Origin of the sequence: Microbacterium resistens (assembly GCF_021172025.1) — a bacterium.
In the GTDB taxonomy this organism is placed as follows: Bacteria; Actinomycetota; Actinomycetes; order Actinomycetales; family Microbacteriaceae; genus Microbacterium; species Microbacterium resistens.
Map to the genome: position 1 here is coordinate 3,415,926 of NZ_CP082781.1, position 16,010 is coordinate 3,431,935.

At 71.6% G+C, this 16,010-nt stretch carries 14 protein-coding genes; 10 read left to right on the forward strand and 4 right to left on the reverse strand.

Annotated features, from left to right (window positions below):
* Positions 1-149: 149 nt before the first annotated feature.
* A complete protein-coding gene (locus K8F61_RS16150; RefSeq protein ID WP_067250750.1) occupies positions 150-1,514 on the reverse strand; it encodes an MFS transporter in 1,365 nt (454 codons plus the stop codon).
* A 5-nt stretch (positions 1,515-1,519) separates the two neighbouring features.
* On the reverse strand, positions 1,520-1,960 hold the full coding sequence (locus K8F61_RS16155) for a MarR family winged helix-turn-helix transcriptional regulator (RefSeq protein WP_067250753.1): 441 nt from the start codon (positions 1,958-1,960) through the stop codon (positions 1,520-1,522).
* A gap of 183 nt (positions 1,961-2,143) precedes the next feature.
* Here K8F61_RS16155 and K8F61_RS16160 point away from each other — a divergent pair, with 183 nt between their 5' ends.
* The 4 genes from K8F61_RS16160 (at position 2,144) to K8F61_RS16175 (ending at position 6,044) form a co-directional block, all read left to right on the forward strand.
* Positions 2,144-2,875, forward strand: coding sequence for a copper homeostasis protein CutC (locus K8F61_RS16160; protein WP_231819853.1), 732 nt, complete (start codon positions 2,144-2,146; stop codon positions 2,873-2,875).
* Between the two features lie 160 nt (positions 2,876-3,035).
* A complete protein-coding gene (locus K8F61_RS16165; protein WP_231819854.1) occupies positions 3,036-3,911 on the forward strand; it encodes an alpha/beta fold hydrolase in 876 nt (291 codons plus the stop codon).
* A 61-nt stretch (positions 3,912-3,972) separates the two neighbouring features.
* Positions 3,973-5,022, forward strand: coding sequence for a lipoate--protein ligase family protein (locus K8F61_RS16170; protein WP_067249652.1), 1,050 nt, complete (start codon positions 3,973-3,975; stop codon positions 5,020-5,022).
* Positions 5,019-6,044, forward strand: a complete 1,026-nt coding sequence (locus K8F61_RS16175) for a DNA-methyltransferase (RefSeq protein WP_231819855.1) — start codon at positions 5,019-5,021, stop codon at positions 6,042-6,044. Before K8F61_RS16170 ends, K8F61_RS16175 begins: the two co-directional genes overlap by 4 nt.
* Before the next feature lie 25 nt (positions 6,045-6,069).
* Here the strand turns inward: K8F61_RS16175 and K8F61_RS16180 are convergent, their stop codons facing one another.
* The gene (locus K8F61_RS16180) at positions 6,070-6,738 is read right to left on the reverse strand and encodes a TetR/AcrR family transcriptional regulator (RefSeq protein ID WP_067249655.1); all 669 of its coding nucleotides are present in this window, start codon (positions 6,736-6,738) and stop codon (positions 6,070-6,072) included.
* Positions 6,739-6,941: 203 nt separating this feature from the next.
* On the opposite strand from K8F61_RS16180, the gene K8F61_RS16185 reads away from it, so the two are divergent.
* The 6 genes from K8F61_RS16185 to K8F61_RS16210 are packed head-to-tail and all read left to right on the forward strand — an operon-like array spanning position 6,942 to position 14,763.
* The gene (locus K8F61_RS16185; RefSeq protein ID WP_231819856.1) at positions 6,942-8,474 is read left to right on the forward strand and encodes an ABC transporter substrate-binding protein; all 1,533 of its coding nucleotides are present in this window, start codon (positions 6,942-6,944) and stop codon (positions 8,472-8,474) included.
* 56 nt (positions 8,475-8,530) lie between these two features.
* Positions 8,531-9,472, forward strand: coding sequence for an ABC transporter permease (locus K8F61_RS16190; RefSeq protein WP_231819857.1), 942 nt, complete (start codon positions 8,531-8,533; stop codon positions 9,470-9,472).
* A complete protein-coding gene (locus K8F61_RS16195) occupies positions 9,469-11,301 on the forward strand; it encodes a dipeptide/oligopeptide/nickel ABC transporter permease/ATP-binding protein (RefSeq protein WP_231819858.1) in 1,833 nt (610 codons plus the stop codon). Before K8F61_RS16190 ends, K8F61_RS16195 begins: the two co-directional genes overlap by 4 nt.
* Entirely contained in the window at positions 11,298-12,152 is an 855-nt protein-coding gene (locus tag K8F61_RS16200) for an ATP-binding cassette domain-containing protein (protein WP_219085748.1), read from the forward strand. Before K8F61_RS16195 ends, K8F61_RS16200 begins: the two co-directional genes overlap by 4 nt.
* Positions 12,153-12,174: 22 nt before the next feature.
* The gene (locus K8F61_RS16205; RefSeq protein ID WP_217996243.1) at positions 12,175-12,921 is read left to right on the forward strand and encodes an MgtC/SapB family protein; all 747 of its coding nucleotides are present in this window, start codon (positions 12,175-12,177) and stop codon (positions 12,919-12,921) included.
* A 60-nt stretch (positions 12,922-12,981) separates the two neighbouring features.
* Complete coding sequence (locus K8F61_RS16210) at positions 12,982-14,763, forward strand: sulfatase (protein WP_231819859.1); 1,782 nt, start codon at positions 12,982-12,984, stop codon at positions 14,761-14,763.
* A 108-nt stretch (positions 14,764-14,871) separates the two neighbouring features.
* On the opposite strand, the gene K8F61_RS16215 is transcribed toward K8F61_RS16210, so the two are convergent.
* On the reverse strand, positions 14,872-15,759 hold the full coding sequence (locus K8F61_RS16215; RefSeq protein ID WP_231819860.1) for a LysR family transcriptional regulator: 888 nt from the start codon (positions 15,757-15,759) through the stop codon (positions 14,872-14,874).
* Between the last annotated feature and the right edge of the window lie 251 nt (positions 15,760-16,010).

Below are 16,010 nucleotides of genomic sequence, written 5' to 3' on the forward strand. Positions count from 1 at the left end.
TAGGAGCGTGCGCCGACGTGTGGGGCCGACGATGACGAGTTCGTCAGAACCCGTCCGCGGAGCGGGGGCGCCCGGGCCGACGCCGCGCGCGGCCGGACCGGCGACACGCGGGCGATCCTGGTCCGCGCAGGCGTCCGGGTCCGGCCGCGTCAGGCGCGACGGCCGTCGGGGCGATCCCCCTCGGGCTCGATCCGGATCGGGGTGGTCGCGGTCGTCACCGGATCCTCCTGCTGCGGCGGGACCGCCCGCGGATCCATGGCCTTGATGACGGAGAGTGGGCGGGTCTCGTCCAGGGTCAGGAGGAACCGCGCGTCCTCGCGACGGTGCAGGCGGCCCGACACGCTCATCCAGGTGATCCCGATGGCGAACGCGATGAGTCCCGCGGCCCCGCCCACGATGATCGCCGCCCGCGGGCCGAACGCATCCACGATCCAGCCCGCGATCGGTGCGCCGATGGGCGTCGAGCCCATGATGACGGCCATGTAGAGCGCCAGGACGCGGCCGCGAAGGGCCGGGTCGGTCGTGGTCTGCACGTAGCCGTTCGCGGTCGTCAGCATCGTCACGGTGGAGAACCCGACGAAAACGAGCGTGGCCGCGTAGGACCAGTAGCCGGGCATGAAGGTCGACACGATGGAGGCCACGCCGAAGCCCGCGGACGCGATCACGAGCACCCGCACGCGCGCGCGGTCGCGGCGGGCCGCCAGGAGCGCGCCCGCGAGGGACCCGATGGCGAGCACGGAGCTGAGGATCCCGTATCCGTCCGCCTGGCGTCCGAACTCCAGCGCCATGGTCGAGGCGAAGATCGGGAAGTTCATGCCGAAGGCGCCGATGAGGAACACCATGGTGAACACCACGAGCAGGTCGCTGCGGCGGCGGACATAGTGGAACCCCTCCGCGAGCCCGCCCGAACGGTGCCCCTTCACGCGGGGGATCAGCTCGCTGCGGCGCACCAGCAGCAGGGCCACGATCATGGCGAGGAACGTCGCCGCGTTGGCGACGAACACCCAGCCGGATCCGATCGCGACGATGAGCAGGCCGCCGACCGCTGGGCCGATCAGGCGAGCCATGTTGAACGAGGCCGAGTTCAGCGCCACCGCGTTCGAGGCGTCCTCGAGGCGCACCATGTCCGAGACGAAGGCCTGGCGGGCCGGGGCGTCGAAGGCGTTGCAGATCCCGAAGCCGAGGGCGAACAGGAGCATGAGGGGGAGCGTCATGACGCCGGTGAGCAGGAGGATCGCGACGCCGACGGCGAGCACCATGAGGGCCGATTGCGTGGTGAGCAGGACCTTCCGCCGGTCGAAGCGGTCCGCGACCCATCCGGTGAGGCTCACGAGCACGAGCGGCGGGCCGAACTGCAGGGCCATCGTCACGCCCATGGCCGTGGCGTCGTTGTCGGTGAGCTCGGTGAGCACGACCCAGTCCTGCGCGGTGGCCTGCATCCACCCGCCGATGTTGGACACGATCGCGCCGAGGAACCACACCCGGTAGTTGTATGAGGAGAAGGAGCGGAACATGGCGCTCATCGGTCGGCCACCCTCCGCATGAGGGCGCTCGCCTCGCGCAGCACCCGGAGGTCGGATTCGGTGAAGTCGTGACCGGCGAGCATGTCGGCCAGGAGCTGGTCGCGGCGTCGCAGGGTCTCGGCGACGATCTCGCGCCCGCTCTCGGTGATGTCGACGTGGACCCGGCGGCGGTCGTCGTCGTCCGGGATCCGGGTCACGAATCCCTGTTCCTCCAGGCCGTTCACCATGGCGCTCATCGAGGGCGCGGTGACCCGTTCGCGCTCGGCGAGGGCGGTGATCGAGTGGCGTCCGTGCATCCGCAGCGTGGCGAGCACCGCCAGCTGGGCGTCGCTCATCGCATCGACGGCACGGACCGAGCGCAGGCGGCGGGCGAGGCGGAACGTGGCGAGGCGGAGGTCGGTGGCGGTGGTCTGGATCGGATCCTCGGGGTCGGTCATTACTTAGACAGTCTAACTAAATTTCCCGCCGAGCGGGCACGCGTTTTCCCGAACGCCCGCCTCCCCGCCATCGAGTGGTCAGTTTCTGTGGGTTCCGAGGCTCGCAACCCACAGAAACTGACCACTCGGCCGCGGGGGAGGGGCGTGGTCGGGCGGGCGGGTCGGAGCCGGGAGAATGGAGGGATGACCCTCGCCCTCGAACTCGCCGTCCAGGATGCCGCCGGCGTCCGCATCGCCCGAGAGATCGGCGCCGCCCGCGTCGAGCTCGCCCAGGCCCTGCCGCTCGGCGGGCTCACCCCGTCGCCCGCCACCCTGGCGTCGGCGGTCGCCGCGGCGGGCGACTCGGGGGTCGAGGTGCATGTGCTGGTGCGTCCGCGCGCCGGCGGCTTCCACTACACCCCGGACGAGCTGGAGGTGTCGGTGCAGGACGTCCGCCACGCCGTCGCGGGCGGAGCGGCGGGCGTCGTGGTCGGGGCGCTGGACGCGGCCGGAGGACTCGACGTCGACGCGCTCGTCCGGCTCCGCGACGCCGCCGGGGACGCCTCGGTCACGCTTCACCGGGCGATCGACGTGATCGCGGACCCGGTCGAGGCCCTGCGGATCGTCCGCGGACTCGGCTTCCGTCGGGTGCTCACCTCGGGCGGCGCCTCGGCGGCGATCGACGGGATCGACACTCTGCGCGCCCTCGTCGCCGCTGCCGAGGGGGAGATCCAGGTCATGGCCGGAAGCGGGGTGACCGCGGCGAACGCGGCGGCGCTCGCCGAGACCGGGGTGGACGCGCTGCACTTCTCGGCCAAGCGGACGGTGTCCGAGGACGGCGGGGTCCGGATGGGCTCCGCGTCCGACGGCGTCGGCGGGTACGAGGTCACCGATCTCGACCAGGCCAGGGCGGTGGCGGCGGCGCTCGGGCGCTGATCCGCGACAGGTGACCGGCGCCAGGCGGCCGGCGACGGGGGCCGGGCGACGCTCGCCGGCGGCGAAGGACCCAGGGGCGCGGGACCGGCGGCCTCGAGGAGCGCGCCGTCGCGTGACGCCGCGAGTCGGACGACCGGCGCCCGCTCCGTAGACTCGGGGCATGGCAGAGCCCCGCACCGCCGAGTTCACCGACGCGCACGGCATCGCGATCGTTTATGACGTCCATCCGGCACGCACGGACCGGACGCGCGCGGTGGTCCAGCTCCTGCACGGCGTCGGCGAGCACGCCGGGCGGTACAGCGCGCTCATCGAGGCACTCACGGCCGCCGGGTTCACGGTCTACGCCGACGATCACCGCGGGCACGGCCGCACCGGGATGCGGCAGCACGGCAGCGCGGCTCGTCTCGGCCGGCTCGGCCCGGGCGGCATGCGCGCGGCCGTCGCGGCGGAGTGGCAGTTCACGGAGCTGATCCGCGCGGAGAACCCCGACCTGCCCCTGGTCCTGCTCGGCCACTCCTGGGGTTCCTTCCTCTCCCAGATGCTGCTGAACGATCATCCGGACGCGTACGACGCCGTGATCCTCAGCGGATCGGCCCTGCGCACGCCGCGGTTCCTCAACTCCCTGCCCCTCAACGCGCGCTGGAAGGCGCCGGGGGCGACGGGATTGGAGTGGCTGTCGCGCGACCCCGAGGTGTGGTCCGACTTCGCCGCCGACCCCCTGACCACCCAGGAGCCGCTGCTGAAGCTCTTCGGCCCGATCGAGGCCGCGCGGCTCTACGGCCGTCCGGGCAAGGATCTCGTCGGGCGGGCGGGCGCCGACATCCCGCTGCTGCTCCTGGTCGGCAGGGACGACCCGGTCGGCGGGCCCCGCAGCGTGCACCGGCTCGCGGAGGAGTACCGCACCCGCTCCGGCTTCACGGACGTCACGACCCTCGTCTATCCGGACGCACGGCACGAGATCCTGAACGAGCTGCAGCAGGACGAGGTGCGTGCGGACATCCTGGCCTGGCTGAACGTGCGGATCCCCGCCCGCTGACCCGCCCTCCCGGACGGCGACCGACGGGGCGCGGCCGCGGCCGCACCCGTAGGCTGGATCCGTGCACGGAGAATACAAGGTCCCTGGCGGGAAGCTCGTCGTCGTCGACTTCGAGGTCGAGGACGACACCATCGTCGACTTCCGGCTCGCCGGGGACTTCTTCCTGGAGCCGGACACCGCGCTGGACGCGATCAACGCCGCGGTGACCGGCCTGCCGACGCAGACCGACGCCTCCGGGATCGCCGCGGCCGTGCGCGCGGCGCTCCCCGCGGGCGCGCAGCTGCTGGGCTTCACGCCCGACGCGGTGGGCACCGCCGTGCGTCGTGCCCTGGTGACCGCGCCGGGCTGGCGAGACTTCGACTGGGAGATCGTGCACGACGACGCCGTCTCGCCGCGGATGAACCTCGCGCTCGACGAGGTGCTCACCACGCGCGTGGGGGCGGGGCTGCGGCGTCCGACGCTGCGGATCTGGGAATGGGACCAGTCCGCGGTGGTGATCGGATCCTTCCAGTCCCTGCGCAACGAGGTGGATCCCGAGGGGGCGGCGCGGCATGGCTTCGACGTCGTGCGGCGCATCTCCGGCGGCGGGGCGATGCTGATGGCGGCGGGCCAGATCATCACGTACTCGCTCTACGTGCCCGCCTCGCTCGTGCAGGGGATGACGTTCGCCGACTCCTACGCGTTCCTCGACGACTGGGTGCTCCAGGCGCTGCGGTCGCTCGGGATCGACGCGACCTACCAGCCCCTCAACGACATCGCCGGACCCAGCGGAAAGATCGGGGGTGCGGCGCAGAAGCGCCTCGCCAACGGCGGCGTGCTGCACCACGCCACGCTCTCGTACGACATCGACGGACAGGTCATGACCGAGGTGCTGCGGATCGGGCGCGAGAAGCTCAGCGACAAGGGGACCGCCTCGGCCGCCAAGCGGGTCGACCCGCTGCGCACGCAGACCGGCCGGACGCGTGCGGAGATCATCCAGCGCTTCATCGACACGTTCCGCTCGCTCACCTCGGCGGAGGACGGCACGATCTCCGCGGACGAGTACGCGGAGGCGGAGGCGCTCGTCGCGTCGAAGTTCGCCACCGACGCCTGGCTGAACCGGGTTCCGTGACGAGCGTCCGGACGGATCCCGAGGCGAAGCCGGCGCCGCCGCGCCTCGGCGCCGTGGAGATCGTCGAGGGTGACAGCCTGGAGGTCGCGGCCGGCCTGCCCTCGGGGGCGTTCACGCTGGCGTATCTGGATCCGCCGTTCAACACGGGTCGCGCGCAGGAACGGCACCTGGTGACGGCGCGCCGCGCCGACGTCCCGCCCGGGGGCGCCGGTGCCGGGGAGCCGGGTGCGGGCGGCGGGGGAGCGGCCGCCCCGGCGGTCACCGGCGCGGGATCCGCCGCGCCGGACAGGTTCCGCGACCCCGGACCGGAGGCGGAGGCCCGGGCGGCCGGGACGGCGCGCGAGGTCAACCACGGCTTCCACGGGCACCGGTACGAGCGGGTGCGCGAGCTGCTGCACACCTACGACGACCGCTTCGACGACTACGGCGACTTCCTCGTGCCCCGGCTGGAGGAGGCGTGGCGGCTCCTGGCCGACGACGGCACGCTGTACCTCCACCTCGACTACCGTGAGGCGCACTACGCCAAGGTGATGCTGGACGCGGTGTTCGGGCGGGACCGGTTCCTCAACGAGATCATCTGGGCCTACGACTACGGCGCCAAGCCCCGCACGCGCTGGCCCACCAAGCACGACACGATCCTCGTCTATGCGAAGAACCCGGGCGCGCACGTGTTCAACGCGGACGACGTGGAGCGCGAGCCGTACATGGCCCCCGGCCTCGTGAGCGCGGAGAAGGCCGAACGCGGGAAGCTCCCCACGGACGTCTGGTGGCACACGATCGTGCCGACGACGGGCCGGGAGAAGACGGGGTATCCGACGCAGAAGCCGGAGGGGATCCTGCGTCGGATCGTGCAGGCGTCGAGCCGCCCCGGCGACCGCGTCCTGGACCTCTTCGCCGGCAGCGGGACGACCGGCGCGGTCGCCTCGGCTCTCGGGCGCGACGCGGTGCTCGTCGACACCAACCCGGAGGCGATCCGCGTGATGACCCGCCGCATCCCGCACGCGACGGTCCGCCGGGGCTGACCCGGGGCCGCCGCTGTTCGACGGTTCAGCGGGGGCCGACCGGCTCGTCCCCGGGCGTGGTGATCGGCTCCGGATCGCGCAGGTACGGGCGCAAGGACTCGAAGAAGAGGGCGAGGGTCCCGGACCGATCGACCTTCCCCGCGTCCTCGTACAGCATCTGCAGGCGCATGCCCTCGGCCAGGGCGATGGCCCATCGCGCGACGGTCTCCGCGGTCACGCCGGGCGGCATCGCGTCGAAGTCGAACGTCTCCTCGATGCTCCGGGTGAAGTCGGCCAGGCGCACCCGGTGCTGCTCGACGAAGTAGTCGTGCGCGGGATGGGACTCGGCGAGGGCCTCGGCGGAGATCATCGCGTTCAGTTGGACGAGCACCGGATCGGCCGCGTGGTCCCAGAGCGTGCGCAGATACTCGTTGAGATAGGCGACGCCGGTGAGGTTCCGATCGCGCAACTGGCGCACGGCCTCCGCGTCGCGGGAATTGAGCACCGCCAGCAGCAGCTCCGGTTTGGACGGGAAGTGGTGCAGGAGTCCGGCCTGAGAGATCCCCGCGCGGGCGGCGATGTCGGCGATCGACGCGGAGTGGTAGCCGCCTTCGGAGAAGATCGTGCGCGCGACGTCGAGGATCCGTTGCCGACGGGCCTCACCCTTGGGGCTGCGGCGCTTGCGCGGCGCGGCGGACTCCGCTGCGGCCTCCATGTCATGTCCTTTCGCCGGGTGGTCCCGGTGTGGGTGCCTTCACACACTAGCGATCGGTGCGCGAGGGGACGGGATCGGCGGGCCCGCGGCGGAGCGTCGAGATCTGATCCTTGCTAAACCGACCATGTGCACGGTAATTTTAGCGCGAAGGCCGAGCACCCTCTCGCCTTCGCCACAGCGGCAGTGTCGACAAGGAGGTCTTCATGCGATGGTCAGGTAGGAAGCGGGCGGGCGGAGTCGCCCTCGCCCTGAGCGCCGTGCTGGCGCTCGCCGGATGCGGCGGGGGAGCGGCCGCGAGCGGCGATGACGCCGGCGGCGCGCAGACGCTCACGGTCGCTGCCCGTCAGGACGTGTCGTCGTTCGACGCCGGCCAGCTCGACACCGGGTTCCAGGTGCAGTACTGGCAGCCGGTCTACGACACCCTGCTCCGCTACACCCCGACCGGTGAGATCGAGCCGAACATGGCCGAAGAGTTCTCCTACAACGACGACAACACGGTGCTCACGCTGTCCCTGCGCGAAGGCATCACCTTCAGCGACGGGACGCCGTTCGACGCGGCGGCCGTGAAGGCGAACATCGAGCACCTCCAGGCCGGCACCGGCGTCGCCGTGTACATGGTGGGGCTCGTCGAGGAGGTCGTGGTCGTCGACGACCTGACCGTGGAGATCCGCCTCAGCGCGCCGGATCCGGCCTTCACCTACTACCTGTGCCTGGTGGCCGGCGCCATGGCGTCGCCGGCCGCGTTCGGAACCGACTCGTTCGCCACCGTCCCGGTCGGATCCGGGCCCTACCTCCTGGACGCGGACACCACGATCCGCGGCAGTCAGTACAGCTACGTGCGAAACCCGGACTATTGGAACCCGGACGCCTACCCGTACGACAAGGTCGTCGTGAAGCCGATGGAAGACGTGACCGCCCGCCTGAACGCGCTGAAGTCCGGCCAGGTGAACACCGCGGACGTCGATGCGAGCGTGCGCACCGAGGCCGAGGCGGCAGGGCTGACGATCAACGAAGCGCAGGTCACCTGGCTGGGACTGATCGTGTTCGATCGTGCGGGACAGCAGGTTCCGGCGCTGGGGGATGTGCGCGTGCGCCAGGCCCTCAACCACGCCGTCGACGGCGACGCGATCGTGAAGAACATCTTCGGCGGCAGCGGCGCGGCGTCGCAGCAGATCTTCAACCCCGACAGCCCGGCATACGTCGGAGCGCTCGACGACGCCTACGCGTACGACCCGGAGAAGGCGAAGAAGCTGCTGGCCGAGGCCGGCTATCCCGACGGCTTCGAGATCACGATGCCCGAGGTCAAGGGCGATCTCACCCAGCCGTACGTCACCCAGCAGCTCGCGGACGTCGGGATCACCGTCACCTGGGACAAGGTGTCCTCCGAGAACCTCGTCGGGGACCTGCTCGGCGGGAAGTACGCCATCGCCTCCTTCGGCTCCAGCTCCGGCCACCCGTGGCGCGACATCTTCAAGATGATCTCGCCGGACGGCGCGTGGAACCCGATGCACACCACCACCCCGGAGCTGGAGGCGCTGCTCACCGAGATCCAGGCGACCACGGGAGACGCGCAGACCGCGGCCTACCAGGCGGTGAACGAGTACGTCACCGAGAACGCGTGGTTCGGGGTGTGGGTGTTCACCTCCGTCATCCAGCTCACGGACGCCCGGACGTCGACGCAGATGCAGCTCGGCAGCAACGTCCCCTACCTCGCGAGCTACGCGCCCGCTAGTTGAACCGCCGCGGGGTCCGGCCGGCGCACGGCCGGGCCCCGCCCGGAAGGGATCCGAACATGCTGACATTCCTCCTGAGACGCCTGATCGCCGGCGCGGTCCTCGTCGTGGCGATCTCCTTCGTCGCGTTCGCGCTCATGTACGCCGGCGGCGCCGACATCGCCCGGAGCATCCTCGGCCCGGAGGCGACCCAGGCGCAGGTGCAGGCCAAGGCCGCCGAGCTGGGCATCGACCGCCCGCTGCTCGTGCAGTACGGGTCCTGGTTCGGCCAGATGGTCACGGGCGACCTCGGACGTTCGTGGTTCACGGCGGAGTCCGTCTCCGACGCGGTCGTCTCGCGGCTCGGGGTCACCCTGTCGATCGTCGTCGTCTCGCTTCTCGCGGTCGCCGTGATCAGCGTGGTCCTCGGCGTGATCGCCGCGATCCGGCGGGGATGGGTCGACCGCGTCGTCCAGGTCGTCTCCGTGGTCGGCGTGGCGCTGCCGAACTTCTGGGTCGCGCTCGTCCTCGTCGTCGCCCTCGCGATCAGCGTGCCGCTGTTTCCCGCGACCGGGTTCGTCCAGCCGCGCGAATCGGTCTCCGGCTGGCTGCTGTCGATCACCCTCCCGGTGATCGCGATCACGATCGGCGGCGTGGCCGGCGCGGCGCAGCAGATCCGCGGATCCGTCCTCGACGTCTCCCGCCAGGACTTCGTGCGCACCCTGCGCTCGCGCGGCCTTCCCGAGCGGCGGGTGATCACGGGTCACATCCTGCGCAACAGCCTGGGTCCGGCGATGACCGTGCTCAGCCTCCAGTTCATCGCGATGATCGGCGGCTCCGTCGTCATCGAGAAGGTCTTCGCGATCCCCGGCCTCGGCATGCTGGCGCTGAACGCCACGCTGCGGGGCGACATCCCGATCGTCATGGCCGTGGTGATGACGATGGCCGTCGTCGTCGTGGTCGTGAACCTGCTCATCGACCTGGTCAACGGCTGGGCGAGCCCGAAGGTGCGTGTGCAATGACGACCCCGACCACCCAGTCCGTCACTACCGCGCGGCGCCGCCGCGAGCGTCCGAGCGCCTTCCGGGCCGTCCTGCGCAACCCGCTCGGCGCCGCCTCGCTCGTCACGATCGCCCTCATCGTGCTGCTGAGCGCGATCGCCCGGCTCATCGCCCCCTACGACCCGGCCTTCGTCGACATCACTGCGGCGAACGTTCCCCCGGGCACGGCGGGTCATCTGCTCGGCGCCGACGCCTCCGGGCGCGATGTGCTCAGCCGGCTGCTCGTCGCCGGTCAGCTCACCCTCGCGGGCGCCGCCGTGACCGTGGTGATCTCGGTCCTCCTGGGCGTGACCGTGGGGCTCCTCGCCGGGTACGTCGGCCGCACGTTCGACACCGTCGCGAGCTGGATCGCCGACCTCGTCCTGGTCCTGCCGAGCAAGATCGTGCTCGTCGCGCTGTTCGCCGTCATCGGCCCGAACACGCTGGTCACGATGGCGGTGCTCGGCGTGATGGTGGCGCCGCAGTTCTACCGTCTGGTGCGCAACCTCGTGATGGGCGTGAAGAACGAGCTCTATGTGGATGCGGCGCGCGTGTCCGGGCTCTCGGACGCGGCGATCATCGCTCGTCACGTGCTCTCGGCGGTGCGCGCGCCGATCATCATCCAGGCGGCCTTCGTGGCGGGCATCGCCGTGGTGATCCAGGCGGGCCTGGAGTTCATCGGCCTGGGCGATCCGAACACCCCCACCTGGGGCGGCATGCTCCAGGACGCGTTCGCGGCCATGTACAAGGCGCCGGCCATGCTGATCTGGCCGGGGCTGGCGATCGGCCTGTTCGTCGCCGCCTGCGTCCTGCTCGGGAACGCCGTCCGGGACGCGCTGGAGGGGACCGACGCCGCCGCGCCGTCGGCGCCTGCGCCGACGGTGTCGACCACCGCGGTGCGCACGGTCGAGGCGCCGGTCGTGGCGGAGGACGCCTCGGAGGGAGCCCTGCTGCGCGTCGAGGACCTGTCCGTGGGCTACCCCGGTCGGGACGGCACGGTGAAGACGGTGGTGGAGTCGGTGTCGTTCTCGATCCGTCCCGGGGAAGTCCTCGGCGTGGTCGGCGAGTCCGGGTCGGGCAAGTCGCAGACTGCTTTCTCGATCCTGGGACTCCTGCCGCCGGGCGGAAGAGTCACCGGGGGCCGGATCCTGTTCGAGGACAGGGAGCTGGATCCGCGCACCGGCGCCGTGGGGCTGCGCGGCACCCGCATCGCCTACATCCCGCAGGAGCCCATGAGCAATCTGGACCCGGCGTACCGGATCGGCGCGCAGCTCGTCGAGCCGCTCGTGGTGGTCTCCCGTCTCGGCCGCGCGGCGGCCAAAGTCCGGGCGCTCGCGCTGCTGGAACGGGTCGGGATCGCCGACCCGCAGCGGGTGTTCGACTCCTATCCGCACGAGATCTCCGGCGGCATGGCCCAGCGCGTGCTCATCGCGGGCGCGATCGCGGGGGAGCCGGACCTCGTCATCGCCGACGAGCCGACGACCGCGCTCGACGTCACGGTCCAGGCGGAGATCCTCGACATCCTCCGCGACCTCCAGCGGGAGCGCGGGATGGCGATGATGCTCGTGACCCACAACTTCGGCGTGGTGGCGGACCTCTGCGACCGCGTCGTGGTGATGCAGACGGGCAGGGTCGTCGAGGCCGGGTCCGTGGCGGACCTCTTCGACGCCCCGCGGCATCCCTACACGCGGATGCTCCTCGGTTCGATCCTCGACGGCGGCCCGGCCCGCCCGGACTACTCGGACGGGGACGTCCCCGCCGGAGCGGGCGTCGCCTCGTCCGCCGCCGCACAGAAGGAGGCCGTGCTGTGACCGCTCCACTGCTGGAGGTCCGCGACCTCCGCGTCGCCTATCCCCGCAAGGGATTCCGTCGTCCGCCCGTCGAGATCCTGCACGGCGTCTCGCTGGACATCCGTCCGGGAGAGACGGTCGGCCTGGTCGGCGAGTCCGGGTCGGGCAAGACGACCCTCGGGCGCGCGATCCTCGGTCTCGCCCCGGTGACCGGCGGCGCGATCCGCTTCGACGGCGCGGACATCACCCGTGCGCCCCGCGCTCAGCGTCGCCGCCTCGCACGCGACATCCAGGTCGTCTTCCAGGATCCGTACGGGTCGCTGAACCCGGCACTTCGGATCGAGGACATCCTCGCCGAGCCGCTGCAGGTCCAGGGCGTGCGCCGTGACGCCGCGCGCGAGCGCGTGGCCGAGCTGCTGCGCCAGGTCGGACTGCCGGAGGACGCGGGCGCCCGGCTCCCGCGGGAGTTCTCCGGCGGGCAGCGTCAGCGCATCGCCATCGCCCGGGCCCTGGCCCTGGCGCCGCGGCTCATCGTGTGCGACGAGCCGGTCTCCGCCCTGGACCTGTCCACGCAGGCCCGCGTCCTCGACCTGTTCATCGAGATCCAGGAGCGCACCGGCGTGGCCCTGCTCTTCGTGTCGCACGACCTCGCCGTCGTCCGCCACGTCAGCCACCGGGTGGCCGTCATGTACCGCGGCGACATCGTCGAGTTCGGCCGCGGCGAGGTCGTCACCTCGGATCCGGACCACGCGTACACGCGTCGTCTGCTCATGGCCGCGCCCGTGCCGCACCCCGCCGCCCAGCAGGAACGCCGCGCGGAGCGACGCCGTCTGCTCGAGGCGGAGGCGCAGGCGCGCATCGAGGCCGCCTGAGCGCGGACGAGGACCGGACACCATGGATCTGAGCATGCAGACGCTCGAGCTCGCCCTGCGGGTGGCCGCCGCCATCCTGCTGGGGGCGGCGATCGGGCTCGAACGCCAGTGGCGGTCGCGGATGGCGGGCATCCGCACGAACGCGCTTGTCTCAGGCGGCTCGGCGCTGTTCGTCGTGCTCGGTGCCTACGGCTTCGAAGGGGTGACCGCGGACCCGACCCGGGTCGCCGCCCAGGTCGTGTCCGGGATCGGGTTCCTCGGCGCTGGCGTGATCCTCCGCGAGGGCCTCAACATCCGCGGCCTCAACACCGCCGCGACCCTGTGGTGCGCCGCAGCGATCGGATCCCTGGCGGGTGCAGGCCTGCTCGTCCTCGCCCTGGTCGGCGCCGCATCCGTCGTCGGGGCGAACACCCTGATGCGCCCGGTGAGTCGGCTCGTGAACCGTCGCCGCCGACCGGCCGAGGACGGGCCCGCGGAGGACGACGACGGCCCGGTCCGCCCCGTCGAGTACGTCCTCGAGGCCAAGACCACCGACAAGAGCGAGCACCGCGTGCGTGCCCTCGTCCTTCAGGCCGTGAGTCGTCCCGAGCTGACGCTGCGCTCTCTGCGCTCCTCCAACGCCAAGAACTCGCGGGTCGTCGTCCACGCCGACCTGCTCGCCCGCGCGGACGCCGACGCCGCGCTGCTCGAACGCGCCGTCCAGCGCCTCAGCCTCGACCCGAAGGTGATGTCGGTGCGCTGGTGGGCCGAGGACGACGCGGACGACTGACCCCCCACCCCTACGACAGCCCGGCGATCCCGGGCGGGAGACGGATCAAGGAGAAGAACGATGAAAGCCATCATGGTCATGTACGACACCCTCAACCGCAAGCTGTTGCCGCCGTACGGCGCGGACGAGGTCGTCGCCCCGAACTTCTCCCGCCTCATGGAGCGCACCGCGACGTTCGACAACTGCTACGCCGGATCGATGCCCTGCGTCCCCGCTCGGCGCGAGCTGCACACCGGGCGATACAACTTCCTGCACCGCTCGTGGGGACCGCTGGAGCCGTTCGACGACTCCGTCCCCGAGATGCTCCGCGACGCCGGCGTCCATACGCATCTCGTGACCGACAACCGTCATTACTGGGGAGACGGCGGGGCGACCTACCACGGGCGGTTCTCGACCTTCGAGTTCTTCCGCGGACAGGAGGGCGACGCCTGGAAGGGACAGGTCGCCGATCCCGACATCCCCGACACCGTGGTGCGCCGCAGCGACCGGGTCTGGCGGCAGGACTGGATCAACCGCGCCCATCTGCAGGACGAGGCCGATCACCCCCAGACCCTCACCTTCGACGCCGGGATCGAGTTCCTGCGCACCAACGCCCAGGAGGACGACTGGTTCCTGCAGATCGAGGCGTTCGATCCCCATGAGCCGTTCTTCAGCTACGAGCAGTACCGGCGGCTCTACGACACCGGCTACGAGGGGCCGAGCTTCGACTGGCCGGCCTACCGCCGCGTGATCGAGGACGACGCCGAGGTGGAGCAGCTGCGCAACGAGTACATGGCGCTCGTGACGATGTGCGACGCGTCCCTCGGCCGGGTGCTCGACGTGATGGACGAGCAGGGCCTGTGGGACGACACCATGCTCATCGTCTGCACGGACCACGGGCTGCTGCTCGGCGAGCACAACTGGTGGGGCAAGAACGTCCAGCCCTGGTACGACGAGAACATCCACATCCCCCTGTTCGTGTGGGACCCGCGCACCGGCGTCGCCGGGGAGCGGCGCGCCGCCCTCGTGCAGACGATCGATCTCGCCCCGACGCTGCTGGACTTCTTCGGGCTCGCCGCGACGCCGGACATGCAGGGCCGCGCGCTCGCCGGCACCGTCGCCCATGACGAGCCGGTGAGGCACGCCGGCCTGTTCGGCAACGCGGGCGGGCATGTCAATGTGACCGACGGGCGGTACGTGTACATGCGCGCGTGCGCGGACCCCTCGAACGCACCGCTCTACGACTACACGCTCATGACGACCCACATGGGCGGACGCTTCGCCCCGTCCGAGCTGCACGGGGCCGAGCTGCACCCCGGGTTCTCCTTCACCAAGGGCGCGCCCGTGCTGAAGGTCCCCGGTTTCGCGTTCGGCAGCCCGTGGGCGTACGGCACCCTGCTGTTCGACCTGGAGACCGACCCGACCCAGGACCGACCCCTGCGGGACGACGAGCTGGAGCTGCGGATGGCGACGCTGCTCGTGGAGCAGATGCGGGCGAGCGATGCGCCCTCGGAGCAGTACGAACGGCTGGGCCTTCCCGCCGAGGGCCCTGTGACGACCGCTCACCTGCTCATCGGGGCGCAATGGGAGCAGGTGCAGCGCGGGCTCACCGCCGCGCCCACGGCCGAGGATCTCGGCGAGGGGTCGCTGGTGGCCACCGCGACGATCCGTGAGCTGTTCGAGGACGACGCGGTCCGTGCCGTCGTGCTGGACGCCCTGCCGTTCCTCGACAGTCCGCACATGTCGCGCATGGCGGGAGCGATGACCCTGCTGGAGGTCGCCGCGATGAAGGTGGAGATCGATGCCCCCGCGCTGCGGGAGCTCGATGCGCGGCTCCGCGCGAGCCGGGTGCCGATCGGCTGATCCCGGCGGCGCGGGGGCGCGCCGGGCCGGGACCGGTGCTCGTCGTGCGGGGTGAGCGGCGGAGCGGCGGCGGTCCGGGTCAACGCCGAGGCAGCGAGGCCCACGGAGTCAGCGGCGGAGTGCGGCGAAGGCGTCGGCGAGGGCGGCACGCACGGCGGCGAGGGACGCGGATCGGCGCGCGGAGATGCGGACGGCCGTGAAGAGCTCGCGCACGGGCGTGCCGGGGAGGTCGGCGAGGGTCACGTCCGCACGCTCCTCGCTCCAGACGAGATCGGGCAGGATCCCGACCGCGTGCCCCGCGGCGACGAGGCGGATGTGGGCGGTGAGGTCGGCGGCCTCGAAGCGCACGTCCGGCTCGAATCCGGCCGCCCGGCACTGCTGGACGGTCCACTGGCGCGCCGCCGATCCGGCCGGCTCCATCACCCACGCGCGGTCCGCGAGGTCGGCGAGGGAGCGGGGCGGCTCGTCCGGCGGCAGGACGAGCCGCAGCGGATCGTGGCCGAGCAGGACGTGGGCGGTGCCTGCCCGACGCTCGCGCGTGTGGCCGGGGTACTGCTCGGCGATGACGAGGTCGAAGCGTCGCGCGGCGAGCTCGAAGAGTCCCTCCTCGGGCGGCGCCTCGGTCATCTCGACGCGCAGGGAGGGCTCCCGCTCCGCGAGGAGGCTGAGCGCGGCGGGGACGATCGACTCGGCGGCGGTGGGCATGGCGCTGATCCGCACGGTCTCGGCGAGACGGTCGGCGGAGGCGAGCGCCTCGCGGGCCGCCTCATCGAGCTCCAGGGCGCGTGCGGCGTGCTCGGCGAGGAGCCGGCCTTGCGCGGTGAGGCGGATCCGCCGCCCGTCGGGTTCGAGGAGCGGGACGCCGGCCTCCTTCTCCAGCAGGGCCAGTTGCTGGGACACGGTGGAGGGGCTGTACGAGAGCGATGCGGCGACTCCGGCGACGGTCCCTCGCAACGCGAACTCGTGCAGCAGTCGCAGCCGTCGCAGTTCGAACATCCTGGCCCCTTCCTCGCCTCCGCGTCCCGACACTCCCGCCCCGACACTCCGCGTCCCGCCCCGCCCGCCTCATCGAGTGGTCAGTTTCTGTGGGTTCGGACGGCCGGAACCCACAAAAACTGACCACTCGGAAGAGGCGGACCCGGGAGTGCGGACCATTCGAGAATACCGAAGGGTGTGCATCGAGAAAGATCGCTTTTCTCGGCGGATGAACAGGCCCATGCTGGGATCATCCCCGCGCGGGCGTGTGC